At 67.1% G+C, this 26,994-nt stretch carries 23 protein-coding genes, 1 tRNA gene and 3 pseudogenes; 13 read left to right on the plus strand and 14 right to left on the minus strand.

The window, feature by feature from the left end:
- Positions 1 to 91 precede the first annotated feature (91 nt).
- Complete coding sequence (locus tag JN350_RS09180) at positions 92 to 1,573, minus strand: hypothetical protein (protein WP_205464283.1); 1,482 nt, start codon at positions 1,571 to 1,573, stop codon at positions 92 to 94.
- A gap of 70 nt (positions 1,574 to 1,643) precedes the next feature.
- Between JN350_RS09180 and JN350_RS09185 the strand changes: the two genes are divergently transcribed.
- From JN350_RS09185 to JN350_RS09215, 7 genes are all read left to right on the plus strand, one after another.
- Positions 1,644 to 2,474 carry an endonuclease/exonuclease/phosphatase family protein gene (locus JN350_RS09185; protein WP_205464284.1) on the plus strand — a complete coding sequence of 277 codons (831 nt, stop codon included), beginning with the start codon at positions 1,644 to 1,646 and terminating at the stop codon, positions 2,472 to 2,474.
- The gene (locus tag JN350_RS09190; protein WP_205464285.1) at positions 2,462 to 3,052 is read left to right on the plus strand and encodes a hypothetical protein; all 591 of its coding nucleotides are present in this window, start codon (positions 2,462 to 2,464) and stop codon (positions 3,050 to 3,052) included. The genes JN350_RS09185 and JN350_RS09190 overlap by 13 nt, the downstream gene beginning before the upstream one ends.
- 156 nt (positions 3,053 to 3,208) lie before the next feature.
- A tRNA-Pro gene (locus tag JN350_RS09195) sits at positions 3,209 to 3,282 on the plus strand.
- A gap of 160 nt (positions 3,283 to 3,442) precedes the next feature.
- Positions 3,443 to 5,191 carry an IS30 family transposase gene (locus tag JN350_RS09200; protein WP_205464286.1) on the plus strand — a complete coding sequence of 583 codons (1,749 nt, stop codon included), beginning with the start codon at positions 3,443 to 3,445 and terminating at the stop codon, positions 5,189 to 5,191.
- 370 nt (positions 5,192 to 5,561) lie between these two features.
- A complete protein-coding gene (locus JN350_RS09205; RefSeq protein ID WP_205464287.1) occupies positions 5,562 to 6,587 on the plus strand; it encodes a hypothetical protein in 1,026 nt (341 codons plus the stop codon).
- Between the two features lie 530 nt (positions 6,588 to 7,117).
- Positions 7,118 to 7,516: a DUF7674 family protein gene (locus tag JN350_RS09210; RefSeq protein ID WP_205464288.1), complete on the plus strand. Its 399-nt coding sequence runs from the start codon at positions 7,118 to 7,120 to the stop codon at positions 7,514 to 7,516.
- Positions 7,517 to 7,612: 96 nt separating this feature from the next.
- Positions 7,613 to 8,092: a hypothetical protein gene (locus JN350_RS09215; protein ID WP_205464289.1), complete on the plus strand. Its 480-nt coding sequence runs from the start codon at positions 7,613 to 7,615 to the stop codon at positions 8,090 to 8,092.
- Between the two features lie 301 nt (positions 8,093 to 8,393).
- Here JN350_RS09215 and JN350_RS09220 read toward each other — a convergent pair whose 3' ends face one another.
- The 5 genes from JN350_RS09220 to JN350_RS09240 form a co-directional block, all read right to left on the minus strand.
- Positions 8,394 to 9,206 (minus strand): AAA family ATPase, encoded by an 813-nt coding sequence (locus JN350_RS09220; protein WP_055950112.1) that lies wholly within the window; start codon positions 9,204 to 9,206, stop codon positions 8,394 to 8,396.
- A complete protein-coding gene (locus tag JN350_RS09225) occupies positions 9,203 to 10,594 on the minus strand; it encodes a Mu transposase C-terminal domain-containing protein (protein ID WP_205464290.1) in 1,392 nt (463 codons plus the stop codon). Before JN350_RS09225 ends, JN350_RS09220 begins: the two co-directional genes overlap by 4 nt.
- Positions 10,595 to 10,600: 6 nt before the next feature.
- Positions 10,601 to 11,203, minus strand: coding sequence for a recombinase family protein (locus JN350_RS09230; protein ID WP_092384421.1), 603 nt, complete (start codon positions 11,201 to 11,203; stop codon positions 10,601 to 10,603).
- Positions 11,204 to 11,343: 140 nt separating this feature from the next.
- The gene (locus JN350_RS09235) at positions 11,344 to 11,916 is read right to left on the minus strand and encodes a uracil-DNA glycosylase family protein (RefSeq protein ID WP_055950118.1); all 573 of its coding nucleotides are present in this window, start codon (positions 11,914 to 11,916) and stop codon (positions 11,344 to 11,346) included.
- Complete coding sequence (locus tag JN350_RS09240; protein WP_055950121.1) at positions 11,913 to 13,079, minus strand: TDT family transporter; 1,167 nt, start codon at positions 13,077 to 13,079, stop codon at positions 11,913 to 11,915. The genes JN350_RS09235 and JN350_RS09240 overlap by 4 nt, the downstream gene beginning before the upstream one ends.
- Positions 13,080 to 13,148: 69 nt before the next feature.
- Here JN350_RS09240 and JN350_RS09245 point away from each other — a divergent pair, with 69 nt between their 5' ends.
- Positions 13,149 to 14,075, plus strand: coding sequence for a LysR family transcriptional regulator (locus tag JN350_RS09245; protein ID WP_055950124.1), 927 nt, complete (start codon positions 13,149 to 13,151; stop codon positions 14,073 to 14,075).
- Here JN350_RS09245 and eno read toward each other — a convergent pair.
- The 6 genes and pseudogenes from eno to JN350_RS09275 form a co-directional block, all read right to left on the minus strand.
- Positions 14,060 to 15,393 (minus strand): annotated as a pseudogene (gene eno / locus JN350_RS09250) (phosphopyruvate hydratase). The gene JN350_RS09245 and the pseudogene eno overlap by 16 nt on opposite strands.
- 154 nt (positions 15,394 to 15,547) lie before the next feature.
- Positions 15,548 to 16,033 (minus strand): inorganic diphosphatase, encoded by a 486-nt coding sequence (locus JN350_RS09255; RefSeq protein ID WP_055950127.1) that lies wholly within the window; start codon positions 16,031 to 16,033, stop codon positions 15,548 to 15,550.
- A gap of 27 nt (positions 16,034 to 16,060) precedes the next feature.
- The gene (locus JN350_RS09260) at positions 16,061 to 16,432 is read right to left on the minus strand and encodes a fluoride efflux transporter FluC (protein WP_055950129.1); all 372 of its coding nucleotides are present in this window, start codon (positions 16,430 to 16,432) and stop codon (positions 16,061 to 16,063) included.
- Positions 16,429 to 16,932: a fluoride efflux transporter FluC gene (locus JN350_RS09265; protein WP_228504370.1), complete on the minus strand. Its 504-nt coding sequence runs from the start codon at positions 16,930 to 16,932 to the stop codon at positions 16,429 to 16,431. The genes JN350_RS09260 and JN350_RS09265 overlap by 4 nt, the downstream gene beginning before the upstream one ends.
- Entirely contained in the window at positions 16,929 to 17,672 is a 744-nt protein-coding gene (locus JN350_RS09270) for a 2,3-bisphosphoglycerate-dependent phosphoglycerate mutase (protein ID WP_055950238.1), read from the minus strand. The genes JN350_RS09265 and JN350_RS09270 overlap by 4 nt, the downstream gene beginning before the upstream one ends.
- On the minus strand, positions 17,669 to 18,259 hold the full coding sequence (locus tag JN350_RS09275; protein WP_240347662.1) for a universal stress protein: 591 nt from the start codon (positions 18,257 to 18,259) through the stop codon (positions 17,669 to 17,671). The genes JN350_RS09270 and JN350_RS09275 overlap by 4 nt, the downstream gene beginning before the upstream one ends.
- A gap of 129 nt (positions 18,260 to 18,388) precedes the next feature.
- Between JN350_RS09275 and JN350_RS09280 the strand changes: the two are divergent.
- From JN350_RS09280 to JN350_RS09300, 5 genes and pseudogenes are all read left to right on the plus strand, one after another.
- Positions 18,389 to 18,967, plus strand: a pseudogene (locus JN350_RS09280) (recombinase family protein); the annotation flags it as partial.
- A 2-nt stretch (positions 18,968 to 18,969) separates the two neighbouring features.
- Positions 18,970 to 19,155: a hypothetical protein gene (locus tag JN350_RS09285; RefSeq protein ID WP_205464291.1), complete on the plus strand. Its 186-nt coding sequence runs from the start codon at positions 18,970 to 18,972 to the stop codon at positions 19,153 to 19,155.
- Between the two features lie 333 nt (positions 19,156 to 19,488).
- On the plus strand, positions 19,489 to 23,232 hold the full coding sequence (locus JN350_RS09290; RefSeq protein WP_205464292.1) for an RHS repeat protein: 3,744 nt from the start codon (positions 19,489 to 19,491) through the stop codon (positions 23,230 to 23,232).
- Complete coding sequence (locus JN350_RS09295) at positions 23,229 to 23,930, plus strand: RHS repeat-associated core domain-containing protein (protein ID WP_205464293.1); 702 nt, start codon at positions 23,229 to 23,231, stop codon at positions 23,928 to 23,930. Before JN350_RS09290 ends, JN350_RS09295 begins: the two co-directional genes overlap by 4 nt.
- A 261-nt stretch (positions 23,931 to 24,191) precedes the next feature.
- On the plus strand, positions 24,192 to 24,332 hold the full coding sequence (locus JN350_RS09300; RefSeq protein WP_205464294.1) for a hypothetical protein: 141 nt from the start codon (positions 24,192 to 24,194) through the stop codon (positions 24,330 to 24,332).
- Positions 24,333 to 25,201: 869 nt separating this feature from the next.
- On the opposite strand, the pseudogene JN350_RS09305 reads toward JN350_RS09300, so the two are convergent.
- A pseudogene (locus JN350_RS09305) lies at positions 25,202 to 26,505 on the minus strand (glutathionylspermidine synthase family protein).
- Positions 26,505 to 26,831, minus strand: coding sequence for a tRNA-dihydrouridine synthase (locus tag JN350_RS09310; protein WP_240347664.1), 327 nt, complete (start codon positions 26,829 to 26,831; stop codon positions 26,505 to 26,507). Before JN350_RS09310 ends, JN350_RS09305 begins: the two are co-directional and overlap by 1 nt.
- Positions 26,832 to 26,994 lie beyond the last annotated feature (163 nt).

The following is a 26,994-nucleotide window of genomic DNA, read 5'->3' on the forward strand; positions in this document are numbered from 1 at the left end:
TCGCAGGCTCGGTCGGCGCGCCCCGCGCAACGCTTCGCGTCGCCGCTGAGCGGGGCGCGCCCGTCTGTGGACAACGCTGACAGGCGAGCCGCTACTGGTACGTGACCAACGACGGCGTCGGCTGCACGTCCGCCATCGTCTGCCCGGGCGTCAGCATGGGCGTGTCCTCGTCGTAGAAGTTCTTCCAACCCCAGTGCAGGCCCTCCGGAGCGCCCTCGTGCAGCGCCTTCCACGTCGCCTGCTTGTCCGGCTGCGACCCCTGCCCGTCGACGTGCACGAGCATGTCGAGCTCCGGGTGCGTCTCGAGCGCCGACCGGTCTTGGATCATCGAGAGCCGGAACTGGTGCAGCACGAGGGCCTTCGGCGGCAGCCCTTCCTTCTTGACGAGCGACGCGAGCCACGAGGACACCTCGTTCACCTCGGACGCCGACACGCTGCCGATCTGCTGCAGCGGCACCTGGTCCTTCGTCAGCCGCCACTCCGGGTCGAGGGCGAGCCAGACCCCGGGCTTCTTCAGCAGCGACTCGTACTTCTCGGCCTGCGACAGGAAGTCCGAGCGGCCCGGCTGCAGGTCGATGATCACGGGCATGTCGGCGTCGTGCGCGGCATCGACGTAGGGCTCGAGCGTCGACACCGGCAGCTCGGTCGAGTAGTCGCCGTCTGCCCCGGCGTCACCCGCGGCGACGGTCGCGATGACCTCCATCGCGGGCGTCACGGGTTCGTCCGACTCCGGCTCGTACGGCTTCGCGACCTGCTCGGCACGCTGGACGGTGGCCTCCGGCCCCTGCTCGCCGAGGACCCCGAGCGCCGGCGCCCCGGGAGCCCCGTACAGCGCGACGTAGCGGTGTCCGTCGAACGGGCGCTGGCCGCCGTGCGCGAGTTGGAAGCCGCCCTCGGCCGCCCGCACCGTCCACTCCGGGTCCGGCAGCGCACCGAACGCGCTGCCGACCAGGACCGTCTGGTGCTGCTTCCGCTCGTGCAGCGCCGTCACCACGTCGGGCGCGGCGGCCGGGTCGGTCACGCCCTCGGGCATGGCCACCACCTTCGCACCAGCGGCCTTGGCGGTCGCCACGGCCGCAGCGTCCGCGCTCGCGTCCGCCACCACCACGGTCGCCTGCCGGGAGGCCCGGGTCGACTCCGGCGCGTCGCCACCCTCGGGCGCCTTCCGCTGTTCGACGTCGGTGTCGACCGACACGTCGCCCTCGGCCTGGTACCAGTCGGCACCGAGCCGGTCGAGCTCGCCGGCGACGGCCGCGCCGACCTCGGCGCCCTTCGCGGTCAGCAGCACCGGGACGTGGGCGCTCGCCGCGGCCTTCGCTGCGTCGGAGATCGCGTCGGCATCACCGGCCGTCGCCACGATCGCGCCGGGAGCACTCGCGAAGAGCGCCTTGCTGACCCGCACCGACCGTGCTGCGGCGTCGGAGGCACCGGCGACCGTGACCGTCTCCGCCGTGGCCGTCACGAGCGTCGGGCGGCTCGTGTCCGGGCCGCTCGAGGTGCACCCGGCGGCTCCGAGCAGCAGTCCGGAGACCGCGATCGCGACGAGGACACGAGGGGTGGGACGAGAACGCATCGGGCCACCCTACGAGCCACGCGGAGAGGTCCCTGGGAATCCGACGGGTGTCGTCTCGTAGAAGGGAGGCATGCCCCACCACCCCGACGACCACCCGCTCATCGGAGCCGTCCGGTCGCCCGAGGTCCACTGCATGACCCTCAACGTGCGTCGCCGCGTGCCGCGACCGTCCGCACACCCGGACGCCTGGGAGCGTCGCCGTGATGCCATCACCGCGCTCGTCACGTCCGAAGCACCCACCGTCCTCGCCGTCCAGGAGGCCCTCCCCACGCAGGCAGACGACCTCACGGCCGGCCTCGGGTCGGGTTGGGAGCCCGTCCTGGTCGGGCGCGGCGCGCGCGGCGGTGGGGAGCAGGTCGGGCTCTTCCTGGACCGCTCGCGGCTCGACGTCGTCGAGCAGCGCACCTGGGCGCTGTCCCGCAGGCCGAACCGTCCGGGCTCGCGTTCGTGGGCCACGTCCTTCCCGCGGCACGCCGTCGGCGCCGTCGTCGACGACCGCGCGACCGGCGTCCGGTTCCTGGCGATCGCGACCCACCTCGACGTCGCATCGCCGTGGGCTCGACTGCGGTCCGCCGAGCTCCTCGGCCGGATCGTGCGACAGCGCGGCCTGCCCGCTGTCGTGATGGCCGACTGGAACAGCCCGGCGGGGTCCGCACCATGGCGAGCACTGGCGGACGCTGGCGTCGTCGACAGCTGGGGACGGGCCTCCAGGCAGGTGGGTGCGCCGTACGGGACGTACCCGCACTACGGGAGTCCGCGTGTCGGCGGCCGGCGGATCGACGGCGTCCTGGTGACGCCGGACGCGACCGTCGACCGGGTGGCCGTGTCGAACCGGCGGCCGGGCGGGGTGTGGCCCTCCGACCACGCGGCCGTGCACGCGGTCGTGCGGTGGGCGTCGTGATCCGGGCGCTCGGGCCGACGTTCCTGCGGCCGCGGTTCCTCGTGGCCGACGTCGTGCGTGCCCTGACGCTCGTCAGCCTGGTCGTCGCGAGCATCGGGTGGGGCGGAACCGCGCTGCCGGTGATGGCACTGTCGTTGCTCGGGGTCGTGGTGCCACGGATGCTCGGACTGCGACCGGCGTTCGACCTGGCAGTGTGCGTGCTCGTGCTCCTCGCGGGGTGGTCGAGCGTGCTCGAGTGGTACACGAGCGTGTTCCTGTGGGACAAGTTCATGCACGTCGTACTCACCGGGCTGCTCGCCGCGGTGTTGTACGTCATCGGTGCCGACCTGCGCGCGGTGCCGGCGCCGGACGGGGAGCGCCGGGTGGTCGTCGCGATCCTCGGGCTGTGTGCGGGGCTCGCGATCGGGGCGGCGTGGGAGATGGGGGAGTGGCTCGGGCACAACTTCGTGGACTCGGCGATCTACGTCGGGTACGACGACACCATCGGGGACCTGGCGGCGGACGGGGCCGGCGGGTTGCTCGTCGGGCTCGGGTTGCCGTGGTTGGCGGCGCGGCGTGAAGTGGTGCGGCCGGGTTGACGGTCTCGCCCGGGTTGTTCGGGCGGCTCCGGTTGCTCGTCGCTCCGACTCGCCGTGGCGCGGAGGGGTCTGACGTCCGCTATGCTGGACCGGTCGCTCGCGCTCCGGTCGGACGCGGGCGAGGGTCCTCAGGGATCCTGAGTTCTCCGGAACTCGCGGGCTGTGGCGCAGCTTGGTAGCGCACTTGACTGGGGGTCAAGGGGTCGCAGGTTCAAATCCTGTCAGCCCGACCGAACGGCCGGCTCGGACATCGTCCTGAGTCGCCACGACGAAGAAGCCCACCGAGGATCTCGGTGGGCTTCTTCGTTTCGGTGGCTGTCGTGGGGTCGTACGCATGGGGGTCCCCGGATTCACTTGATCGACGCAACACCTTCCTTCGAGGTGTTGCCCTTGTACTTGTCCCTGTCGTCTCCGCAAGCTGTTCGCTTCCTCGCCCTGATCCGGGAGGGACGAGGTCTCAAACCCTCCGCCCGAATCGCTGGCATCGGCAAGGGGACCGGGTACCGGTTCCTGCGCGAGCGGTATCTGCAGCTGCGCCGTTCCGGTTCTGACCCCGCAGCAGCGTTGACCATCGTCGGTGTGACGAGCAGTCGCGTGGCTTCCTGGGAAGCGCGCCTGAACCTCGACGGCAGGCACCATCTGCGCGTCGAGCTGAGCGTCGAGGAGCGGTTCTGGTCGGCGTTTCACGCGGGTGCATCCGTCGAAGATGCCGCGGTGGAATCCGGGCTGGGCCGCGCGACCGGCTACCGGCTCGTCCGACGCCGATTCGACGAGCTCCGGAAGGGAAGGTCCGTCGCGTCTGTCGCCGTCACGCTTCGGCTGAGCCGGAAACGCGCTGACCTGCTTGAACGAGAACGGCAGAGCCGGATCCGCCGTAACCAGAGCGCCGCCACCGCCGCGCTGCGCAAGGCGTTGGCTGCTTCGGCGCGCGTTGCTGAGCTGTCACTGAAGACGTCGCGGCGAGGGCGAAAGGCCCGTGACGTTGAGGACGAGTACTGGCAGCTGATGCGGCAGGGCATGAGCAACACCGACGCCTGCAGACTGCTTGGCATGTCTCGACGCTCTGGCACCCTGATTCGCCAACGAGCCGGCTACCGCATCCCGCCAGCGAGCCCTATCGAGCCGGCGTCGTCGGGACGTTACCTGGCGCTGCGGGAACGGCTCGAGATCGCCGACCTACGCCGACTAGGGCTCTCGATACGCCGGATCAGCGTCCGTCTGGGCCGGCACCCCTCGACGATCAGTCGCGAGCTCCGTCGGCACCGGACGGGAAGCGGGGACTACTTGCCGCACCTTGCTGACGATGACGCCAGGCGCCAACGCGCTCGTCCGAAACCGCACCGCCTCGTCGCCGATGCCGCTCTTCGGCGGCTGGTGCAGCGGAAGCTGAACCGGTTCTGGTCACCGGAGGAGATCAGCGGCTGGTTGCGAAAGACCTACCCCACCGACCCGACCATGCGCATCTGCCACGAGACCATCTACCGAGCCCTGCTCCTTCGGGACGATGCTGGCCTGCACAAGCGCTACACGGGCAAACTCCGCACCGGACGTCGAGTCCGACGCACCAGGTGGAACAACCCCATCGGTCGAGGATCCCGGATCCGGAACATGGCCAGCATCACCGAGCGTCCCGCCGACGCAGCCGACAAGCAGACCGCCGGCCACTGGGAAGGCGACCTCATCGTCGGTGTCGGCTCAGTGTCCGCGATGGCCACCCTCCGCGAACGCACCACCCACTACGGCATCGTCCTGAACCTCCCGAACGATCACACCGCGCGCAGCGTCAACGCCGCGATCACGGAAGCGTTCGCCGCGATCCCCAAGCACCTGAAACGGTCGCTGACCTGGGATCAGGGCGTCGAGATGGCCGCCCACGAACAATTCACCGCCACGACCGGCGTCCCCGTGTTCTTCGCCGACCGTTCCAGCCCCTGGCAGCGCGGCGCGAACGAGAACTTCAACGGACTCCTCCGGCAGTACTTCCCCAAGGGCACCAACCTTGCTCTCCACAGCCCCAGCCACGTCGCCGCGGTGATGAATGATCTCAACAACCGCCCGCGAAAGCGCCTCGACTACGACACTCCAACCCAACGATTCAACGCCGAGAAGCGCCGCAACACAGCCCTCCAGCTACCCTGAATCCAGCCCCAAATCGACCATCTGTTGCGTCGACCATCAGAATCCGCCGCTCCCTCACTGCGACGATCAGCGGACCACCCATGTGAGACACGACCCTGCTCGAAGCTGCGTCCGGTTCGAGTCCGGTCCGGCGGTCTGCTGGGGGACCGGCTATCGAACGCACGAAGTGAACAGCCGACGCAGCGACAAGCACGCTTCTCAGCCCCGCCGTTTCGAGTCCGCGGCGGCCTGACCGAAGGTCGCTTCGCCCAGGAGCTTGCCTGGGCGTCCCACGCAGGTTGATGCGTGAAAGGCGCATCGACGGCCCCACATCATGCGGCGCAGCGAGACTCGAGTCCGCGATGTCCGACGCGTGCGCAAGAATGATCGAGTGATCGACGCTCAGGCTCGGGTGACATTTTGGGTACCGCAACTGTGGATAGGCATGGACACAGTTGGCGCAACCTTCGAATACGAATTCAGTGGAGAACGCGTAACGCTGAGCCTGCCCAAGGATGGCGACTCGTTCTCAAAATTGCCCGAACGCTTTCCGCATCCACCCGTTCCGTCACTCGTGCAGGCCGGACCCGTCTTCCAGGAGGAAGGTCGGGACCCTGCAACTGCCGCACTCGTGCTCTTCCAAGTTGTGACTGAGACCAAATTGGAGTTTCCGGCTCAGAAGCCTGCAGAGCTCGACGAGGGACAACGGCACGCGGTGGAGTCCTGCCTTCGCGAGGCGATTGACCGTGCGTCTGACGTCGCAGGTCGGTTTGTGCGTCATGCGCGTGCCGCCGCCCCGGCGCAGTCATGGCTAGGTTTGTCCAGCCATCCGCCGAAGCAGTATGGCGTGGCTTCGCTGGAGTACCAAGACACTGGTGAGTTCATCTTCGGCCTCGGCGAGGAACAATCGGTCACCGTCCGCTCCTCCCGGCTTCGACTCGACAGGGCAGACCTGGATCGCATCAGCATGGACGTTGCTGCCGAGATAGAACCCGCAGTCGCTGAATCGCTCTTGGCCGACGCCTGGCATCTCGAAGACGCCACAGCAGCGAACGATCAGGATCGCGCGGTTCTCGTCGCCGCTGTCGCTTCCGAGGTGAAGAGCAAGCAAGCTATCCGTCGGTCAGCGGGCACGGACCGGATCGCCCTTGCGGAAATGATCCTCAAACGGCGCTCCAATCTCCCAGAGCTCCTTGATGAGGTGCTTGGGGCTTGTTGCGACATGTCGCTTAGGCGGGCCGACCCGGAGCTCTACCAGCGTGTCAAGGCCCTCTCTCACCAGCGCAACGCGATTGTCCACAGTGGTCGGCGTGACGAGGGCGGGCCAGCAATGGCAACGCCAGCCGCCACCGCGTCTCGCATCTTCGAGTGGATTGATACGTTCGTCCCTCAAACAGACCAACCGGACGTCAGTTAGAGCTTTACCTCCGTTCCGCTTCGACCGTCCGGTGGCCGATCGGCTACCGGACTTCTTCTCCCTCCCCCTGGGCTGACGGGTTTGCCCTATCCACTTCTGCGGGTGGGACGACGTACGCCAGTCGCCTTAGCCTCCGCATCGCCTTTCTTACCCTTTTCTCAACAGATCCACAGGTTGGGGGTGAAGGTGACTGTCATGGGGACGGATCGGGGGACCGGCGCTGAGGACCAGCCCGCGGAACGGCTCGAGCGCCTCGTTGCTGAGTTGCCCGGGTCGGTGGCTTCTGCGCCGACGCAGAAGCAGACCCCTCGTCGAGTTCTCGCTGCGGTGGGTTTGCTTGCGGGTTTCGGTGTTGTTGTAGCCGTGGGGTTGATTGCCGTTTGGAACTTCGTACTGTCGCACGTTGTGCGTGCGGCCATGAGTCATTGGGCCGATAAGTAGAGATCTGAGGCACGTCCGGCATGGGGGAAGCGTCGCTTCTGGTTGCCCGCGGGTCGTGCCATCCTCTCGTCATGACACATGGACACAAGATGTCTACGAGCGATTTCGCCGACGCGGTAATCGCGCATGTACCGGCGGCACGTTCGCTTGTTGAGGAGAACTGGGACGACGAGGATGACGAGCTCCTTCTGCATCCGTTTATGTACGATCTGTTCGTCCTCGCCAAGTCCGCGTACGCGGCGGGGGACCAGGCGACGGCAACATGGATCCTCCGCATCGTCGATGACGGACTCGTCCTTGGCGACGGGCACGTGCAGAACGCGGTCGCGCTCTCCTTTGTGGAGCACTACGGCGCAGGACCAGACGAGACGAAGGCGTTTTTGAGCACGTGGCCTCGCGGTCTTCGTGATGAGCTGGCTGAGCAGCGAAGCTTGGCCATTGGCCGTTGGTGGAACAAGATTCGATCGGGTCGGCAAAACCGAGGCTGAAGCGTCCCCGGTGGTCGGTGCCTGACTGGCTGTTAGATCGATGTGCCCCCATTCGCGGGCTGTACAGCTACGCCGGCGTGCGCCAGGTTGAGGCGCATGAGTTTTGGCCGGCGGGCGTGGACGATGATGCCTATCCAGATGATCATTTGCGGTGCCGTCCTGTACGTCGACGGTCTGTTCCTCTTCGCAAGCGTTGCCGACGGGATCGGAACCGTCGTGGAGATCGCTGTCGTCGCTGCGGCGACGACGATCGCCGCGCTCACCGTCGGGTTGCCTCTCCGATCGATCCCGATCCTCCGCCGATGGTGGATTGGGCACCCGGCGGCGACGCTCATCGCGGTGGGCGTTGCACTGACCGTCACGGTGGTCGCGTGGTTCGTCGGTGACGCTGGGACAGCCCGTTTCCCGTCGTTTGACGGGTCACCGGTCCACGATGCCTACGTCCCAGACTGGCCTACTGCCATCGCGGGTTGGTGCCTCCTTGCGTTCACCACAGCTCACGCATGGTGGCCGAAGCGGCGAGCGGCCGACCCTGCTGGAACACCAGAATCGGTTCCTTCTGGCATGCATCCTTAGTGAGAGTTTCGACGCACTCTGGCTGACGGCTCCTGGGGCCGGTGGCGGGCTGTCAGGTAGTACCTGTGACGCTCGCCGAAAACGATCGTTTGTGGCACATCGAGGCCCGGGGCCGCTTGAGGTGCCCGATCGTCGGCGCGTCGTGTAGCGGATACCAGTGCCAGTATCTCTGCATCGATACCGGCCCAATGCGACGAGTTCCGCTACGTTTCTGCGCATGGGTGAGCTTCTCGGGTACGCGCGGGTATCGATGTGAGCAGCCTCACTCTGAGTCGTCGTTTTCGCTGCGATCGGTGTCCGGTCAGGTGGTGCCGATGACGAGGGTGCTGCGGGCGGCCTCGACGACGTCGTTGGTGATGACGTCGAGCTCGTTGATCTTCAGGACGCGTTGGATCTGAGGGAGGAGGCGCTCAAGGAGCCGGAAGTTGCCGCGGGTGATGCGTTCGACGGCGGCGATGGCTTGCGCGTCGGTGAAGTCGTCGGGGTCGAGCGTCTTGCCGAGCTTGCGCCATTGACGTTCGAGGACGAAGAGCAGCTCGTCGTGGCCGAGCGGACGGTACTGGTGGGCGAAACCGAGGCGGCTGTAGAGCTGCGGGTAATGGCTGAACTGCTTCTCGATGCCGGGCATGCCGATGAGGATCATCGCGATGCCGGTGCGGTCGTATTGGTCGCGGAGCCACTCGATCGCGTTGCCGGTGAGGCGTTCGGACTCGTCGATGATGATCAGCTCGAGCAGGGACGGGTTGGGGCCGTGTGCGTGGTCGAAGTGGCGACCCTGGTGCAGGAGGTGTTCCTCGATGCAGCGTTCGGTGCGGAGCATGTCGTGCCGGAGGTCGTCCTGCAGGGCGCGCATCGTGGCGGAGACCTCGGGCGTGTAGAAGACGGTGCGGGCTCGGTGGGCGGCGGCGTAGATCTTCGTGTCGTCTTCGCTGCGTGCGGCCCATCTGGCGATGAACGGGCCGATGCTGTCCCAGTGGGCGTAGCGGCGTGCGGAGAGGGTTTTGCCGACGCCAGCGGGGCCGAAGCAGACGCCGATGGTGTTCTGCTTCCGGACGGCGTCGGCGAACTCCGCGAAGCGACGGTGTTCCTTCGTGATTATGAACTGGCTCGTCATGACCGGTCCTCCTCGTAGGTCTTTAGTCGCGGTTGATCCGGTGCGGGTGCTGGTGGGGTGTGATCATCGGGTGTCGGGCGGACGATCGCGATGCGTTCGCGGATCTGCCCGCGCAGGGCTCTTCGTTGCGCGTTCCGGGCGGCCTGGATCTGCTTGAGACTGATGGTCTCGGTCTGATGCGCGGTACTGATCGCGGTGCACAGGAACGCGTCGCGGTGAAAGACACGGATCTCGGTGACGTCGCGGGGGTCGTACCGGACGCTGACGGTGCTGCCCACGAAGGGTGCGAGAGTGGTTGCGGTATAGCGGAGCCCTTCAAAGTGGATGCCGTCTCGTTGCACGACGCGCGTGGTCGGGACGGTGAGCAGGAACCCGTCGAGCTGCTCGAGGGAGTCCGGCATTCGTGGCAGCCACCCGTCTGCGATCCACGCTTCCAGTGGGCTCTTCCGGAGCTCGCGGTGGATGCGGGCGTTGTAGCGGCGGATGAACGTGTTGATGGCACTGTCGACACCGGCGAGATCCAGCGCCGGCGTCGGCGCCGAGGATCCGGGTGCGAGGTGGCCGGGGAGCGTTGGGAGCAGCTCGGTGTTGATGGTGCCGAAGAACCGCTCGATCTTCCCGCGGCCCTGGGGGCGAGCGACCTGCGAGTGGATGATGCGGAGGTGCAGCACGGCGGCGGTGTCGCCGATTCGGTGGCTGGTGAAGTCGGACCCGTGGTCTGTGTAGAGCACGTCTGGGATCCCGCAGACAGGCCAGTCCGGTTCCGGCTTGTGCCAGATCGCTTGCCGGAGCGCGAGCGCGGTGTTCGCGGCGGATGGGGCGCCGAGGAACACCATGTACCCGCAGACCGCGCGGGAGTAGTCGTCGAGGATCACCGTCAACCACGGCCGTTCGGGCTTGCCGTCGGGTCCGACGATGAGCAGGTCGAGCATCGTATGGTCCGCCTGCCAGATCGCGTTGGGGCGATCCGCACGACGTCGGAGCAGCAGTTCGTGCTTGTCCCGATATGACCCGGGCCCCTCAAGCGCGAGCGTCACCATCCCGGGATCAAGCCCGTTCACGATCGACCGCACAACGGAGTATGACGGCGCCGAGAGACCTCGTTTGGTGCAGTAATTGTCGACCTGGCGGTGAATCGTGGCGATCGAGGGTCGTGGCTTGGTGAGTGCGAGCCCCTCAATCAGGCGCACCAGTTCCGGTGCCGTCCGTCGGGCGCCGTGATCGGTGCGGGTGCCGTCGGCGAGAGCCGGGTATCCGCCGGTTCGGTAGCGGGCCAGCCAGCGTTGCAGGGTGCGCTCAGCGACGCCCGCGGTGCGGGCCAGGGTGGCGAGCGGGATGGCGTCCTCGACGTGCAGTCGAAGGATGCCCCACCGCTCGCTCGCGTCCATGGCCAGCTACATCGTTGGGGAAGGCTTGGTTCGTCGCGCCGCGACGGGCTCGGCGTGCTTCGCGAGTGCACGGTAGATGGTGGTGCGGCTAACGCCGAGCACGTCGCCGATCTGCGCGACGGTCATGTCCTGCTGCTCGTAGAGCCGGCGCGCGGTCCGCACCTGGTCCACCGAGAGCCGAGATGGTCGGCCGCCGGTGCGGCCGCGGGCTCGAGCGGCGGCAAGGCCGGCGTTGGTGCGTTCCTTGATGAGGTCCCGTTCGAACTCCGCCAACGCGGCGAAGACGTGGAACACGAGCCGGCCGCCGGGCGAGGTGGTGTCGATGGTCTCCTGCAGGGACCGGAACCCGATCCCGCGCTCGGCGAGAGCGTGCAGCTGATCGATGAGGTGCCGGATGGACCGGCCGAGCCGGTCGAGTCGCCAGACGACAAGAGTGTCGCCGGGGCGGAGCTGGTCGAGGAGCTTGTCGAGCTCGGGCCGGTGTTGGAGCGACCCGGACATGGTGTCGACGAACACGCGGTAGCAGCCAGCGGCGTTGAGCGCGTCGATCTGCAGCGACGCGTCCTGGTCTGTGGTGGACACGCGCGCGTACCCGAGAAGGTGACCCATGGGAAGAACGTAGCGAAACTCGACCAGGAGGGGTAGTGGCGGCACGTAGATTCCGGGACTGGGTTCCGCTACAAGACACGGCGCCTCGCACCCTGACTGACCGCCGGTACGGATAGTTGTAGCGGAATCGTTCGTATTTGCTACGTCTGTTGCGCTCGCGCGGCGAGCCGGAGTGCTTGCACGGAACGGAAGTGTTGTTCCGAGCGGTGGCGGCCGTTGGCGGGAGACGGATGTGGTGCTGCGATGACCGGGAGGAGTCGGGGGTGCTCGTCCAGGGTGAGGTGTCGCATGACGCCGTCGAGGGCGACGGCCCCGTACGTGACGATCGCAGTGAGCGCGGGGAGGGCCGCGAGCAGTGTGGCAAGGGCATGCCGCCCCTCGTCGATGTCCGCGAGTCGCACGCGGTCGGGCAGTTCCCATGGGATGAGGTTCCAGCGGACGTACTCGCCGCGTGCGAGTCCGGACTCGATACGGGCTGCTCGGAACGCGGCCGCGGTCGGGCCCGGGTTGTCCTCGCTGCAGATAGCTGCGTGCGCTGCGGCGATGGTCTGGGGGCCGGGCGACTGCATCAGGACCAGGACGCGGCTGGACCTGCCGCCGGATCGTGGGTCGAAGCTCGGGACGAACCGTCGGCTGCCGTCGGGCGCGGTCCGCCACGTCTCCGCGAGACCGTTCAGCGATCGAACGTCAGCGAGTTCCTCGGGGGTACTCATGCCGGCTGTGGCGGTGCCAGCAGGGTGCCACGGATGACGGATCCGTGAAAGGTGCGAAGGGCAACGGTGATCCATGCGGCGACGAGGCCGGCGTAGTAGATGACGGCGAGGACGGCAACGACGGTCAGGCCTGAGTGCAGGGCGAGCCCGTTGAGTCCGGTGACGCAGGTGCCGACGGGGAACGTGAACGACCACCAGGTCAGGCTGAACGGCAGGTGTTCGCGGGCGGTCCGGACAGTCACGGCGAGGGCGATGACGGTCCACAGCAGCGCGAAGCCGAGCATCGCGAACCCGTACACCAGCGCCACGATCAGGAGCGCGTGGGCGGTGGATTCGTCGACGACGGTGGGGGCGTTCGAGGCGAGGAGGTTCACCGCCGTGATCGACTGTCCGACCGGTCCGAGGACGATCCACAGGGTCGGCACCATTCCGGCGGCACCGACCTTGTGGAGCGCGAGCCGGTTCCAGATCAACGTGATCACGACCAGCGACGTCACGAGACTGAGGCCGAAGAAGCCGTAGCAGGACCACAGCAGTGTCTCGCGCCACTGTCCGGCGGGGGCGTAGGGCAGGAGGAGCGCGCCGGTGGACGCGGACACCATCGGCGGGACGATCGGCATCAGCCAACCGCCGAACGCGGAGTCGGGCTTGTTCTCGTGGCGGGTGAACGCCAGGTACGGCACCAGGACTGCCGTGAGCAGTCCTCCGATGGTGCCGATGGTCCACAGGACCCAGTCGATGGTCACGGCGGCGGGCAGGCCGATCCAGTCCTTGCCGAGCAGGAGTGTCCCGGCGCCGACGGTGAGGAACGCCATCGGTGGTGCGCCGTAGAAGTGGGAGATGACCGGGTTGAGGTGGTGCCCGGCTGCGGTGCTCCGGTAGCGGATCCAGTGCAGCACCGTCGCGATCGTGAGGGCGACGAGGAGCACCGCGGCGATCGCCCACACGACCGTCGCCGCGAACCGGAGTCCCGGGAACTGCAGTGGGAGTGACGCAGCTGCGACGGCGACGATGCCCGTGCCCATGATCGACGCGAACCAGTTCGGTGTGAGATTCGACACGATCAGGCCCGGCCGCTCCAGATCGCGGAACAACGCCGTCTGCGGCCGTTGGGGCAGCTGGCTACCGTTCGCGGGTGCAGGGTCGGTGCGGAGCGTTGTCATGGGCCAAGCCTGCGCGAATCCTGCCTCTGGCGGTACCGGGAACCTCTTGGCGGGGCACAATCGTTGATTGTGACACTACGGCGACTCACGGACCGAACGCTCGACCTCGACACACTCGACGTGCTCGCACGCGTCGCCGAGACCGGCTCGCTCTCCGCTGCCGCTGGAGCGCTCGGCGTCACGCAACAGGCAGTGTCTGCTCGGATCCGGGTCGCCGAGCGCATGGTCGGTCACTTGTTGGTGCACCGCTCGACCACGGGGTCGGTGCTGACCGAGACCGGCCGGCTCGTCGTCGGGCTGGCCGGACCGGTCCTCGACGCGTCTCGCCACCTCGAGGCAGGAGTGGCTGTGCTGCGGGCTCCGACGGGTTCGCTCGTCGTCGCGGCGTCACAGACCATCGCGGAGCTGCTGCTGCCGGGCTGGCTGCTCGAATTCCGCCGCCGTGAACCCGACGTGCGGGTGCGTCTGATCGCGGGCAACTCCGCCGCGGTGGCGGATCTCGTGCAGTCGGGTGGCGCGGACCTCGGGTTCACGGAGACCCCGGTGGTGGCGGCAGGTGTGTCCGCGCAGGTGATCGCGGACGATGAGCTCGCGGTCGTCGTTGCGCCGGACCATCCCTGGGCTCGGTCGACCGGGATCACTGCGGAGGTCCTGGCGGCGACGGCTCTGCTCCTGCGGGAAGAAGGTTCCGGGACTCGCGCGACCCTCGCCGCATGGCTCAGGGAGGCCGGTTTGAGCATGTCGGTTCCGGCCGCGGTGCTGGAGACCACGAGCATCATCCGGGCGAACGCACAGGCCGGAATCGCACCGGCGGTGATGAGCCTTCGCACGGTCGCCGCCGACATCAACGACGGGTCGCTGGTGCGGGTCCCGCTCGCCGGGCCGCCACTTGCCCGGCCGTTGCGGGCGATCTGGTCGGGAGAGCCCCAGCCAGCTGGTTCTGCTTTCCTGCGCGTCGCCCACGAGGTGGCCGGTCGGGGTCAGCGCAGCCCGTAGGGCAGCTCCGGATTGTTCTCCGCGATCTCGGTGAGCCGGTTGTACTTCGCGACGCGTTCTCCGCGGGCGGGGGCGCCGGACTTGATCTGTCCGGTTCCGCTGCCGACGACGAGGTCCGCGATGAACGTGTCGGTGGTTTCCCGGACCGGTGCGACACCATGCTCCGCATCCCGAGCGAGCGTGCGACGCCGATCGCGTCGAGGGTCTGGGAGACGGTGCCGATCTGGTTCGGCTTGATGAGCGCTGCATTCGAGAGCCCGTCCTTCCCGCCGTCGCGGATGCGCTGCGGATCGGTGACGTAGAGATCATCGCCGACGATCTGGAGCATGCCGCCGAGCGCGGACGACATCGCCTTCCAGCCGCCGTGGTCATCTTCGGAGAAGCCGTCTTCGATGCTCCGGATCGGATACCGGCTGATGAGGTCGCGGTAGTAGTCGACCATGCCTGCGCGGTCGAGCCGGCGGTCCACGACCCGGTAGCTACCGTCACCGAGCGCGAACTCGTTCGCCGCCGGGTCGAGTGCGATCGCGACGGTGTCGACGCCGGGCTCGTAGCCAGCGGCACTGATCGCGGCGACGAGGAGGTCGAGGGCCTCCTCGGGCGCGGCGATCGATGGCGCGAAGCCACCTTCGTCGCCGAGACCGAGACTGCCGAACCGTTCCCGGACCAGTGCCGCCAGTGCGTGGTAGACGTCTGACCCGATCCGAACCGCGTCGGTCATGGTGTCGGCGTTCACCGGGGCGATCATGAACTCCTGGAAGTCGAGCGCGTTCGCTGCGTGCGCTCCGCCGTTGAGGACGTTGAAGTGCGGGACGGGCAAGCGAGGCGTGCTGCCGGTGACGTCTGCGATCCAACGCCAGAGCGGCAGCTCCGCTGCGGCGGCGAGAGCGCGTGCCATCGCGATCGAGGTCGCGACGACACTGTTCGCGCCGAGCCGGCGGTAATTCGGGGTGCTGTCGAGGGCAGCGAGGGCGGCGTCGACCTGCCCGATTGAGGTCCACGACTGGCCGGTGATCATCGGTGCGACGTCCGCCGTGATGAGGTGCAGTGCCTGGCTCACGTCGCGGCCGCCGTAGCTGCTGCCGCCGTCGCGAAGCTCGACAGCCTCATGCGCGCCAGTGGATGCGCCTGCGGGGGCGTCGCCGGTGACGACGGTGCCGTCCTCGAGCTCGAGATGCACCTGGATCGTTGGGTAGCCGCGGGAGTCGAGGATCCGGGAGCCGTGCAGGCTGCTGATGGTGACGGGGCGGCTGGTGTGGGTCACGTACTCGCCCTGATGGTGGGTGGTGTGGTGGACGTTGCTGATGTAGTCGTTCATGGCGGTTGTCGCCTTTCGGGTTCGTCGTGCGGGTGTGGGCCGCGGGGAGGCGGAGGGACGACCTCCTGGCGATCACTGGGCGCCAGTTGCCTCCCCGCGGCGGTTCAGGGCGCGCACTGGATGGTGCGCGGGTGCGCGGGTGCGCGGGTGCCGGTCAGGGGTGCGGGGTGAACCGTTCCTGTGCGGCGCGGATGATGGCTTCGGCGTCGACACGGTTCGCCCACCCGTTGGTGGTGACGTGCTTGCCGTGCTCGATCTCCTTGTAGTGGGCGAAGAAGTGCTCGATTTCCACCAGGACCGGCTCGGCGACGTCGGTGATGTCCTGGACGTGGTCGAAGCGGACGTCTCCGGCGGGGACGGTGAGGATCTTGTCATCGCCGCCGTTCTCGTCGACCATGCGGAGCATCCCGACCGGGCGGACGTCGATGACGACGCCGGGGAACGTGGGCCGGGGCAGCAGCACGAGCGCGTCGAGGGGGTCGCCGTCATCGCCGAGAGTGTCGTCGATCGAGCCGTAGTCCTGCGGGAACACCATGCTGGTGAACACCGCCCGGTCCAGGCGGATCCGTCCGGTGGTGTGGTCGACCTCGTACTTGTTGCCGCTGCCGCGGGGGATCTCGATCGTGATGTCGAAGTGCATGAGCTTGTTCTTCTCCGAGTCGGATGGTCAAGTGAGGGTGCCGAGGGTGACGCCCCCGGCGGCTGCGGCGACGGAGACGACGAGCATCCCAAGCCCGTTCACGGCAGCCGCGGTGGTGCGGCCGGTGCGTGCGAGGCGGACGGTCTCGAAGCTGGCGGTGCTGAACGTGGTGTAGCCACCCATGAGCCCTGTTCCGAGCACCGCGACGGGGGTAGCGCCGAGGTGACCGGCGGCGCCGGTGATCAAGCCCAGCAGGAACGAGCCGGTGATGTTGATCGTCAGCGTCCCGACCGGGAGCCGGAACTGCCGACCCCGGTTGATCGCACCATCCAGGAAGAACCGTGCGGCCGCGCCGACACCGCCAGCGACAGCGACGCTGAGGAAGGCCAGGGCGCTCATGATGTGGCTCCGTTCGGTCGGACCAAGCCCGCGATCGCGAGGCCGCCACCGGTGGCGATCGCGCCGGCGAGGACCGTCAGGAGCCCGTACCCGGTGCCGGCCAACCCTCGGCCGTCGAGGAATAACACCGCGGTGCTGGTCGCGAGGGTGCTGTAGGTGGTGAACCCGCCGAGGACACCAGTCCCCAGAAGCAGGCGCAGTGTCCGGCGGCGACCCTCGTCAGGTCCGCGATGCGCGAGGTGTTCCAGCAGCACACCGAGTAGGAGCGCGCCGGCGATGTTGATCCAGAAGATCGCCCAGGACACTCCGTGCTGAGCGGGGAACGCGGTGCTGAGTCCGTCGCGTGCGGCGGTACCGATGGCGCCGCCGAGTGCGACGACACCGAGGTACCGCCACCGCAGATGCACTGGCCGGGCGATACGTTCCGGGTCGTTGGCGTCGATGTCCGGGTCGGGCGGGAGCTGCCCATCGGGCAGGTCCGTGTCCGTTCGGGAGGTCATGTTCCACCTTCCGCAGCGACCGCTGCCGCTGCTGCTCGTGCTGCCGGGTGCAGGTACTTCCCACCCCGCGGACAGAACCCGCCGTCGCCGTCGAACCGGTAGATCAGGGGTTCGCCCGTGGGGAGGTTCAGGTCCGCGAGCTCACCGTCAGTCAGGCCGTCCATGCAGGCACACAGTGCCCGCAGTGAGTTGCCGTGCGCGACGACGAGCACTGTCTGCCCGTCGCGGAGTGCCGGGGTGATGCGGTCCGACAGGACGGGTTGGACCCGGCGGATGACGTCGGAGAGTGTCTCGGTTCGACGAACTGCCGCCCACGGCAGTCCACGAAGCGCCGTCGTCCGCCGGAGCGCCAGCCACGCGCGGATCGACATGCGTGGCGGCCGACCCGTGCGGGTCCGGCGAACAGCGAAGAACTGCTCCGCCCCCAACGCCGCTTGCGCATTCTGCTTGGACATGCCGGTGAGGGCGCCGTAGTTCCGCTCGTTCAACCGCCACGTCGACTCGATCGGCGCATCACGTCCGAGGACGTCGGTGACGAGCTCCGCCGTATGGAGCGCCCGCTCGAGCGTCGACGTGAGCACGAGGTCCGGTCGGATGCCCGCATGCAGAAGTAGCAACCCAGCCCGATTCGCTTCGGCGGTGCCCTGTTCGGTCAGCGCGACGTCTCGCAAGCCGGTGAAGGTGCCGGCAGCGTTCGCAGTGCTCTGTCCGTGGCGGAGCAGAACAAGCTGGCCGGTCACGGGGTGTCCCATGGCAGTGGGGCATCGAACCCGACCGGATCAACGGGCACTACGAGCACTGAACGGTGCTGCTGATGGGTCAGCCGTGCCGCGACCGACCCCGTGAAGAACTCCGCGATTCGACCCGCTCCCGTCCTGGCCCCGACGACCAGCATCGCCGCGTCGCGGTCTTCGGCCACCTGCGACAGTGCCCGGCTCGGATCCCCGACACCCGGGACGAACGTGACGTCGACGCCGTAGGTCGTTGCGGCAGCACGTACTGCCGCCTCGTCACTGTCCGACAAGCCCTGCGGTGTCGCGTCAGCGGTGTCAGGGTCGATCGGTTCCACCATCACCGACCCGTCCGAGCGCGTACCGGCATCGATGAGCGATGCATCCACGCTGACGCACACCAGCGTCGTACCGAAGCGGCGCGCGATGGACGACGCAACCTCGATGACCCCCGGAGCGAGGCCGGGCAGGACGCCGACGACGACCGGTCCGGTACCGATTGGTGCTGTCATGACACTCCCTACCTCAGGCGCGCAGAAGCGCGACCAGCTGAGATAGGGACTGTTGTCGACAACTGTCGAGGTTGGGTCCGGCAAGCCCCACTACCGGGTCCGAAGACACCACCAGTATGCACCCGAACCCCAAGTCACGCGGGCCGTCTCGCGCACCCGCGACGTCCCGACACCGAAGGAAGCGATTCCGACGACACGGAGCGAAGCTGCCCACAGGTATCGACGACGGATCAGGATGCGTCGTTGCAGCTCGACGCGTTGCACGCTGCCGGCTGCTACCGGATCTGGACTGACACTATGTCCGGGTCGCTCGAGCACCGTCCGGAACTCGCGAAGCTGCTTGACCAGCTCCGTCCGGGCGACACGCTCGTGGTGTGGCGGCTTGACCGGCTCGGCCGGTCGATCCGGAACCTCATCGACCAGCTGCAGGTGCTGGGGGAGCAGGGTGTGGGGTTCCGGTCGTTGCAAGAATCGATCGACACGACGTCCCCGGGTGGCCGGCTGGTGTTCCACGTGTTCGCGGCGCTGGCGGAGTTCGAACGGGACCTCATCAAGGAACGCACCCACGCCGGCCTTGCAGCGGCGCGTGCTCGTGGGCGGACGGGCGGTCGGCCGCCGCAGCTGTCGGCGGACCAGGTGCGGACGGCCCGGCGCTTGTATGACCAGCGGGACATGACCGTCGCGCAGATCGGTGACGTCCTCGGGGTGAGCCGGACGACGGTGTACCGAGCGCTCCGGCGCGACAGCGACCCGGTCGCGGGGCGCCGCGGCAAGACAGCGAACAAACGGTGAGGTTGATCACCTACGAGCAGGCGCAGCGTCTGAACGACAGTGAGCTGGAAGCGAAGCAGCGTGCGTCGGCGGCCGCGCTGCGCCAGCTGGATCGCAGCTCGCCAACGTACCGGGGTGAGCGGACTGGTCTTGAGCGTGCGATCCGGATCCTCGCCCGGGTAACGCGAGAACGGGGCATGCGCCGGTGAGATAGGCCAGCGCGTCCGTCGGCGCCCGCGCATCTTCTGCCAGCAGGGGTGGAGATGTGGTGGCTCTTGCACGCCACGGTTGGTCGTTATGCCGGCACCGCCCACTTATGGGGGGAATTGCGTGTGTCGGCGGACGCGGTGATTGGCTTACTGGAGATGCTGCGTGGGTTTCGACCCCCTTCTGTGGGGGTGCGGTGCTGAGAGAAGCTCCGTAGTTTCGTGTGGAGTTGCACAGTACAGCCAAGGGGGCTGTGCGTTGGTGCGACATCTTGAGGGGTTCTACGCGTGTTCGCTGCGTCGCTGTCTGGTCGTGTCCGTGGAGTGGTCCTGGCGGTGGTGACGTTGGTCGCGCTGTTGGGGTCGTTGCTGGTGGTGGTGTCGCAGCCGGCACCGGCGCAGGCGGCGGTGACGGGGTCGGGCGGGCAGTACGTGCCGATGCCCTCGAACGCACGTGTGCTGGGCGGTGGGACGTCGAAGGGCACCTACCGGACTGTGAAGGTTGCCGGGGTGGATGGTCTGCCGTCGTCCGGGATCGGTGCGGTGACGATGATGGTCACGATCGCTGACCCTTCAGGGCAGGGTCAGCTGTTCGGTCGTCCGTCGTCGTCGGATCCGTCGACGCTGCTGATGGTCTACAACGCCGGCGTCGGTGGGAACACGTCGAACTCGAGCCTGCTCGCGGTCGCGGATGACGGCACGATCCAGGTGATGACGGAGACGGCGCAGTCGACCGTGATCATCGACATCACCGGTTACTACACGTCAACGAAGAACGGCGTCTCGGCGGGTGGCTTCGTGGCGATGTCGCCGGCGCGCGTGCTGGACTCACGTGACGGCACGGGTGCCGCGGTCGGCCAGATTCCCGCGGGTTCGCAGCGCACCATCCAAGCGACCGGGTCGAACGGTATCCCTGCAGGCGCGGCGGCGGTCGCAGTGAACATCGTCGTGATCAACCGTGAGGCCAAGGCCGGCTACGTCCGTCCCACACCGACGGATGGGGTCCGCAGCACGGGCGTACTGAACTACAACTCCACGTCAGGGTTGACGACGGCGATGAACGCGCAGGTCGCGTTGAGCGACGCTGGGAAGTTCAGCGTCAGCACCGCCGAGGGTGGCGGGAAGATCGACCTCGTCGTCGACATCCAGGGGTACTTCCTCCAGTCGAACCCGGGTGGCGGTTTCACACCCCAGGCCGGCCGGCTCGTTGACACCCGCACAACGGCCAGCATCGCCGCGGGTGCGTCGTTCGCGGTGCAGGTTGGCGGCCGCGCTGGCGCCCCGACGGTCGAGGGTGGACTGTCGGCTGCTGCGGTGACGTTCACCGCGGTGAACAACAGCGGTGCGGACTCGTACGCGAAGATGTGGGCTGACGGGGCGGCGGAGCCGGACTCCTCAGCGATCAGCTCCGACACGACGTCGATCGTGTCGAACACCGTCGTCACACCGGTGGGTGCGAACGGGAACATCCGGATCAAGAACATGGGCAAGGCGGCGATGAACTACGTCGTCGACCTGCAGGGCACCTACAACTCCCTGCCCGGCGGCCCGTCCGACACCAACCGCACCGGTCAGCGGAAGTCCGCGACGACGTTGCCGTTCCCCATCACGGACCAGACCAACGCCTCCGTCGACGTCGGGACCGGCAACCTGCTGGTCACGACGTCGGCGATGAGCTTGCCGGGGGTGACGCAGAACACCACGATCGGGGCCGCGTACAACTCGCGCAGCACGACCCTCGGTGACGCGAACACGATGGACGCGAACCGGTGGCAGTACGCCCTCGCTGGCGCCGGGGATCTCACCGCGAACGCTGCCGGTGTCATCTACACGGACGCTGCCGGTACGGCATGGCAGTTCAAGCCGACCGGCGCGACCGGCGCGTTCACCACGCCGGCCGGGCTGCAGCAGACCCTCACCCGCGTCGACAACTCCACGACGCACGAGTACACGCTGAAGGGGTGGACGTCGAACTCGACCACGCACTTCAACCTCGCTGGCCAGCCGACGTCGATCGTGGACCGGAACAAGAACCAGATCAGCTTCAACTCCGACGAGCCCGGCTTCACCCTGAAGTCCCTCGTCTCGACTGCTGGTGTGTCCGGGGCGCGGACGGCGAACTCGTCGTACGCGAACGGTGTGCAGACGTTCTCGCAGACCTCCGGCTCGAGCAAGCGGAGTGTGTCGTGGGCGAAGAACAGGCCCGGTGACATCACCACGTACACGGACGCGCTCGGCAAGAAGACCACCTTCGGGTACAGCAGCGGTGACCTCACATCGATCACCGCGCCCGAGGGTGGTGTGACGGCGTTCACGTACGACTCGTCCGACCGGATCACCAAGGTCGAGCAGCGCAACACCACGACCGGCTCCCCGGGGACCGCTGTGACGCGGTTCTCCTACGCATCGGACACGTCAACGCTGGTCGCGGACCCGCGGTCGAACCAGTCCCAGGCGGTCGCGGACGCAGCGCACACGACCTACACCCTCGACGGCAACGACCTCGTCACGAAGGCCGTGGATGCGGCCAAGCGGGAGCAGTCTCGGACGTACAAGTCGACCAACAATGGTGTCGAGAGCTCGACGGTCGGCGCGGGTACGACCGCGTCGACGACGAACAACAAGTTCGACGGGAACAGCGGGCAGTCCCTGACCCAGTCGCAGTCCGCCTCTGGCAGCACGAGCACTGCGACGTACGGCAACGCGGCGCCGACGGCATACCTGCCATCAGCGACGAAGGACAGCTCCGGAAATGACTCGAAGTACGGCTACGACGGGCCCGGCAACCAGTCCTCCACCGGCACCGGCACCGGCCCGGAAGCAGCCACCGCGACCCTGACCTACAACGACAAGGACAAGGGTGACAAGTACGCGTGGGGTGCGGTGAAGACGGCGGTCGCTCCGGGGAATACCGCCGGGACGGTGTACGCGTACGACACGAACAACCAGCTCGGGTCGATCACGGCGCCGGCGAACACGGTGGGTGTGCAGAAGTACTCGTACGACGACTTCGGCCGTGTGCGGAACCACACTGATGGTGGTGGCGGTGTCACGACGTACACGTACGACAACGATGACCGTCTCTTGACGACCGCGTTCGATGACGGCACGGCGACGGTGACGAACACGTACGACGGCAACGGCAACCAGCTCACCGAGCAGTCCGCGACCGGCACCATCACCAACACCTATGACCAGCGGAACCGACTCACCTCGACGGTGAACACCGCCGGCGGCGGGCAGGTGTCCTACGGCTACGACCTCGCCGGCAACACAGCCAAGGTCACCGACGCCCACGGCACCGTCACCCACGACTACGACGTCGCCAACGTCCTGACTCGCACCACGTACCCGACCACCAACGGCGGCACGGCGAAGCAGGTCTACAAAAACGACGACCACGGCCGCCGCACCGACACCTGGCTCGGTGCTGTTGAGAACACGGACCCGACCAAGGACCCGACGTCGTGGCAGGCGCACCAGACGATCACCTACGGTGCGTCCGACCACGTCACCGGCGTCAGGGCTGTGAACGCTGACGACCCGACGAAGCCCGTGGTGAGCTTGACGTACTGCTACACCACCGGGATCGCTGCCGGTGGTGACTGCTCGGCGGTGAAGAGCGCCAACGCGACGGACAAGATCCAATGGGTCAAGGACAACATCAGCACCCAGACGACCACGTACACGTACGACTCCAACAGCCGCCTCACCAAGGCCGCACGAGCCGGCGGGGCGACGAACGTCACGTGGACGTACACATACGACACTGCCGGGAACCGGCTCACCGCCAAGCGCACCGGGGATGTCACGAGCTCGCAGACGCTGACGTACAACACGGTCGGGCAGATCACCTCTGACGGGTACGCGTACGACAAGGTCGGCAACCTCACCACGGCGCCGGGCCAGACGTTCACCTACAACGGTGCGCAGCAAATGACCGCGTCCACGAAAGACGGTGTGACGACCAGCTATGAGTACGCCGGTGGGGACATGAACAAGCTGCTCTGGCAGTCCACGGACGGGGAGCGGAATACGGTTACACGTATGGCACGTCCGACTCCAACGGTGTCCCCGTGATCACCAGCCGCAATATCGCTGGCACCGGGACCGCGTCGGTCATCTCCGACCCGTCGACGGGGCAGCCGCTGGACCTGCAGACCACGGACGGCACCACGAGCATGTGGGTCTTCGACGGCACCGGCAGCCCGGCCGCCGCGATCGCCGACACCGGCAAGACCGCGTACACCGTCTCCTACGACCCCTACGGCGTCGAGAGCATCACGGCTGATAGCGCGTCGAGTGCGCAGTGGCAGCAGAACCCGTATGGCTTCAAGGGCGGGCTGCGCTCGAGCAGCACCGATAACGGGCTGAGGAAGTTCGGGTACCGGTGGCAGTCCAACGTCACCGGCGGATGGATCGAACGAGACACCCTCGACGCACCCCTCAGTCCCACCAACGCCAACCGCTACGCCTACGCTGGCGCCGACCCTGCCAATTCTGCAGATCCGACCGGCATGGTGAACTGCTTCGCGCAGCCGCTTACTGCGGCGGCAGCAGTACCTGCAGCCGGGAGTATCGGCAACTCGGCATTGAACTGGATGAAGGAAGGCGCATTCGTTGTGGGATCAGGAGTCAGCGTCGGATTCGCGGCGGGCAGTGCAGTGGGCGGAGCATATATTTACCTCGCCAAGGTCGACGACTGTCTCAGTGGTGGCAAACCGAGTAACGTTTACGTTGGTAGTAACAATGGCAATGCGGCTTCGCCGGGATACTGAGTTGACCTTGAATAAAGATAGCCTCACGTCACTCTCTATCACGGCGGGTTCGGTCATCGGGACGATTGTTTTCGTTGCCTCGTGGCCGCTATGGTGGGGTGTGCTGATAGCCGTGGTGATTTTCATCGCGGGGGTTCTTCCTGCGATAATTGACGTAATTAAGTCGCGTCGGCGCGCCGGTCGTGCCGGACGCGACCAACACTGATTCCGTGAAGCGGAATACGGTTACACGTATGGCACGTCCGACTCCAACGGCGTCCCGTGATCACCAGCCGCACTATCGCCGGCACCGGGACCGCGTCGGTCATCAGCGACCCGGGCTCCGGGCGGCCGCTGGACCTGCAGACCACCGTCGGCACCACGAGCATGTGGATCATCGACGGCACCGGCAGCCCGGGATGATCCGGTCAACAACGTAGATCCCAGTGGCAAGTTCTGGGGAAAATATCTGGGTACGCTCCTCGAAGATGCCAAAAATTCGGCTCGTTGAGCGACGCCAACTCGATCCTTTCATCGCAAAATCTCCAAGACCTTGGGGCTGCTGGCATTGGGGTCATCAGGGGCGCAGTCTTTGAGGGAGCCTGCTTGGGGGCGGCGGCTGTGGCCGGAGCGCCAACACTCGGTGTGGGTGCCGTCGCCGTCGGTGTTGGATGCTTTGCGCTAGGACTTGGTGCGGGTTACGCAATCGGAGAGGCCGCTGGCTGATGTCATACAACACTCCCTGGCTGTCGATCGTGGGACTGGTCCTAGCTATCCCGGGAATATTTTTATGGGTTAGCGGGCTGAATGCGCTTGGTCCCACGCTGCTTGTTTTTGGAATTATGACAGGTTTATGTGGTGTCATCCTTGCCGCCGTACGGTCACGACGGGTAGCAAGAAAAGAAGAAGACTAAACTATGCGCCTCGTCGCTTTGGGTTCTTTGATTACCCTATTTGGGATATTTCTCACGATTCTTAATTACTCCAGTTTGATGGAGGCAATGCCAAAACTACTGGTTGTGCCGCAAGTTGTTGTATACCTGGCTATCGTGGTCTTCGGACTTTGGTTCATTGCTCTGGGTTTGAAGACAGTCACGCGCCGCAAAAGATAGTCCCAGGAGTGATTTTCATCATTGCCGGCGTGCGAGACTTGGGTCGAGGTAACGGTTCCTCGGACGACTGACGACGCACGAGAAGGACCGTCATGCTTGCCCGACTGGGCTACGCACGGCGGTCCTTCCGTGTTCCGGTAGACAGTTTCCGATGCGATCATGGAGACGTGCCTGTCCCGCTCAGCTGCGAATGATGTTGGGCGCGAACCGGCACCAGTAGTCGGTGATCGGCCCGTCGGACTCGCGGATCCCGACCCCATACGACTCGCCGTTCACGACCCACGAGCCGAGGACGGGGTGGTTGCGGCCCCGCGACCCGGGGAAGTTGGGCAGCTCGTGGTACTGCTGCCACACCTGTTCAGCACCGGTGCCGGCGCGTCGGTACTCGGTGCCGTTCGACGTCACCGAGCCGTCTGCTCGGTGGACCGCGATGCCGTCGCCCTCGCGGCCGAAGACCGGTTTCACGACGAAGTCCGTCATGCCGTGGGGTCCGTCCGCGTACGCCGGCAGGAGGTTCTCGTGTCCGGGGAAGAGCCGCCAGAGCGCGACGAGCAGCAGCTTGTTCGACAGGAACATCTTCCACGCCGGCTCGTACCACCGGCCGAGCCGACCACGGTCGCGGGTGAGGAACGCGCCGAACTCCTGGTCGCCCTGCGCACGGTCGTCGCCCGAGACGAGGTCCTCCCAGGGGTATAGCTTGAACAGGTTCCGGATCACCGGGTACTGCGTGCCGTCCTCGTCGCCGGGTAGCGTGAAGACGCTCCGAGACGACCCGGCGGGCTCGGGGTTGCCGACGAACTGGCGTGCGGCGCCGTGCCACCCGATGTCCTTCATCTCGATGCCGGTGTGTTCCCACCCGGCCTCGGCGGCGAGGTCGCGCATGTAGGCCACCGTGTTCCAGTCCTCGCCGGCGGTGTCCACGTCGGAGTGCGCGACGAAGAGGCGGCCGCCCTCCTCCGCCCGCAGCGACTCGCGCAGCAGGGTGCGCCAGCGGGCGACCATCGCCTCGTGGATGCCGTTCCACTGGTCCGTCCCCGCGGGCAGCGAGCCGTCGGCGAGACGGTCCTGCAGCCAGTGCCACTGCGTGACCGATGCTTCGATGAGCCCGGTCGGGGTGTCCCCGTTGTACTCGAGCATCTTGGCGGGGAGCCGTCACCTGCGTACGCCAGGTCGAACCGGGCGTAGACGTCCGGTTCGCCCTGGTCGAGCGACCATGCGGCGAGCTCGAAGCCCTCGCGGGTGAGCCCGAGGGTGCCGAGCGCGCCGGAGGCCAGGTAGCGCGCGGCCTCCAGCGACATCCGGTGCAGTTCCTCGGTCTGCTGCTCGAGCGCTTCCACCTCCGGCAAGGTGAAGACGTAGGCTGCGCCGTCGTTCCAGTACTCGACCTCGGTGCCGTCATCGCGGACGGACCGCGAGTAGATCAGCCCGGTCTGCTGGATGCGGCGCTTCCAGTCCGGTCGTTCGGTGAACTCGACGCGTTCCATCAGCCGCCGAACCCGCCGTGCTCGCCCGAGCCGCCGAACCCGCCCTTCGTGACGGAGCTGCCGCGTGACGAGATACCCGACTTCGCGCTCTTCCCGGACGGCAGCGTGCTCGTCCCGCCCGACGCGGTGTCGCCCACGGCCGGCACCTTCGTCGCGCGGTTGCTGCCGATCGGCAGGTAGTACCAGCCGGCGTGACCGCCGTGGTTGTTGCAGTCGTCGTCCGGCAGACGCTTCTGCGTGCTGTTGTCGCGGCAGATCTTGGCGTAGTCGCTGTCCACGCCAGCGCCCTCGCCGCAGCCGGTCAGCGACGCTGCCAGAGCGGCCACTACCCCGATGGAGACGACCCGAGACGCGCGACGACGAACACTCATGAACTCGACACTACCGATGTGTTCCGCCCTCCCACGACGGTCACGGGCCGCCGCGAGCATCACCTCGAGACGCCGCCGTCAACATCGCGGCCTATCCCGCTTCCACCCCCGCCGATAC

The organism is Curtobacterium sp. 24E2 (genome assembly GCF_016925595.1).
Classification (GTDB): Bacteria; Actinomycetota; Actinomycetes; order Actinomycetales; family Microbacteriaceae; genus Curtobacterium.

What these genes read in the sequence shown, in the direction of transcription:
- JN350_RS09260 (WP_055950129.1), bottom strand. Translation starts at nt 16,432, where the DNA reads ATGAGCGCCCTGGCCTTCCTCAGCGTCGCTGTCGCTGGCGGTGTCGGC.
- JN350_RS09240 (WP_055950121.1), bottom strand. Translation starts at nt 13,079, where the DNA reads ATGACAACGCTCCGCACCGACCCTGCACCCGCGAACGGTAGCCAGCTG.
- JN350_RS09180 (WP_205464283.1), bottom strand. Translation starts at nt 1,573, where the DNA reads ATGCGTTCTCGTCCCACCCCTCGTGTCCTCGTCGCGATCGCGGTCTCC.
- JN350_RS09235 (WP_055950118.1), bottom strand. Translation starts at nt 11,916, where the DNA reads ATGAGTACCCCCGAGGAACTCGCTGACGTTCGATCGCTGAACGGTCTC.
- JN350_RS09185 (WP_205464284.1), top strand. Translation starts at nt 1,644, where the DNA reads ATGCCCCACCACCCCGACGACCACCCGCTCATCGGAGCCGTCCGGTCG.
- JN350_RS09220 (WP_055950112.1), bottom strand. Translation starts at nt 9,206, where the DNA reads ATGACGAGCCAGTTCATAATCACGAAGGAACACCGTCGCTTCGCGGAG.
- JN350_RS09225 (WP_205464290.1), bottom strand. Translation starts at nt 10,594, where the DNA reads ATGGACGCGAGCGAGCGGTGGGGCATCCTTCGACTGCACGTCGAGGAC.
- JN350_RS09255 (WP_055950127.1), bottom strand. Translation starts at nt 16,033, where the DNA reads ATGCACTTCGACATCACGATCGAGATCCCCCGCGGCAGCGGCAACAAG.
- JN350_RS09210 (WP_205464288.1), top strand. Translation starts at nt 7,118, where the DNA reads ATGTCTACGAGCGATTTCGCCGACGCGGTAATCGCGCATGTACCGGCG.
- JN350_RS09230 (WP_092384421.1), bottom strand. Translation starts at nt 11,203, where the DNA reads ATGGGTCACCTTCTCGGGTACGCGCGCGTGTCCACCACAGACCAGGAC.
- JN350_RS09215 (WP_205464289.1), top strand. Translation starts at nt 7,613, where the DNA reads ATGAGTTTTGGCCGGCGGGCGTGGACGATGATGCCTATCCAGATGATC.
- JN350_RS09265 (WP_228504370.1), bottom strand. Translation starts at nt 16,932, where the DNA reads ATGACCTCCCGAACGGACACGGACCTGCCCGATGGGCAGCTCCCGCCC.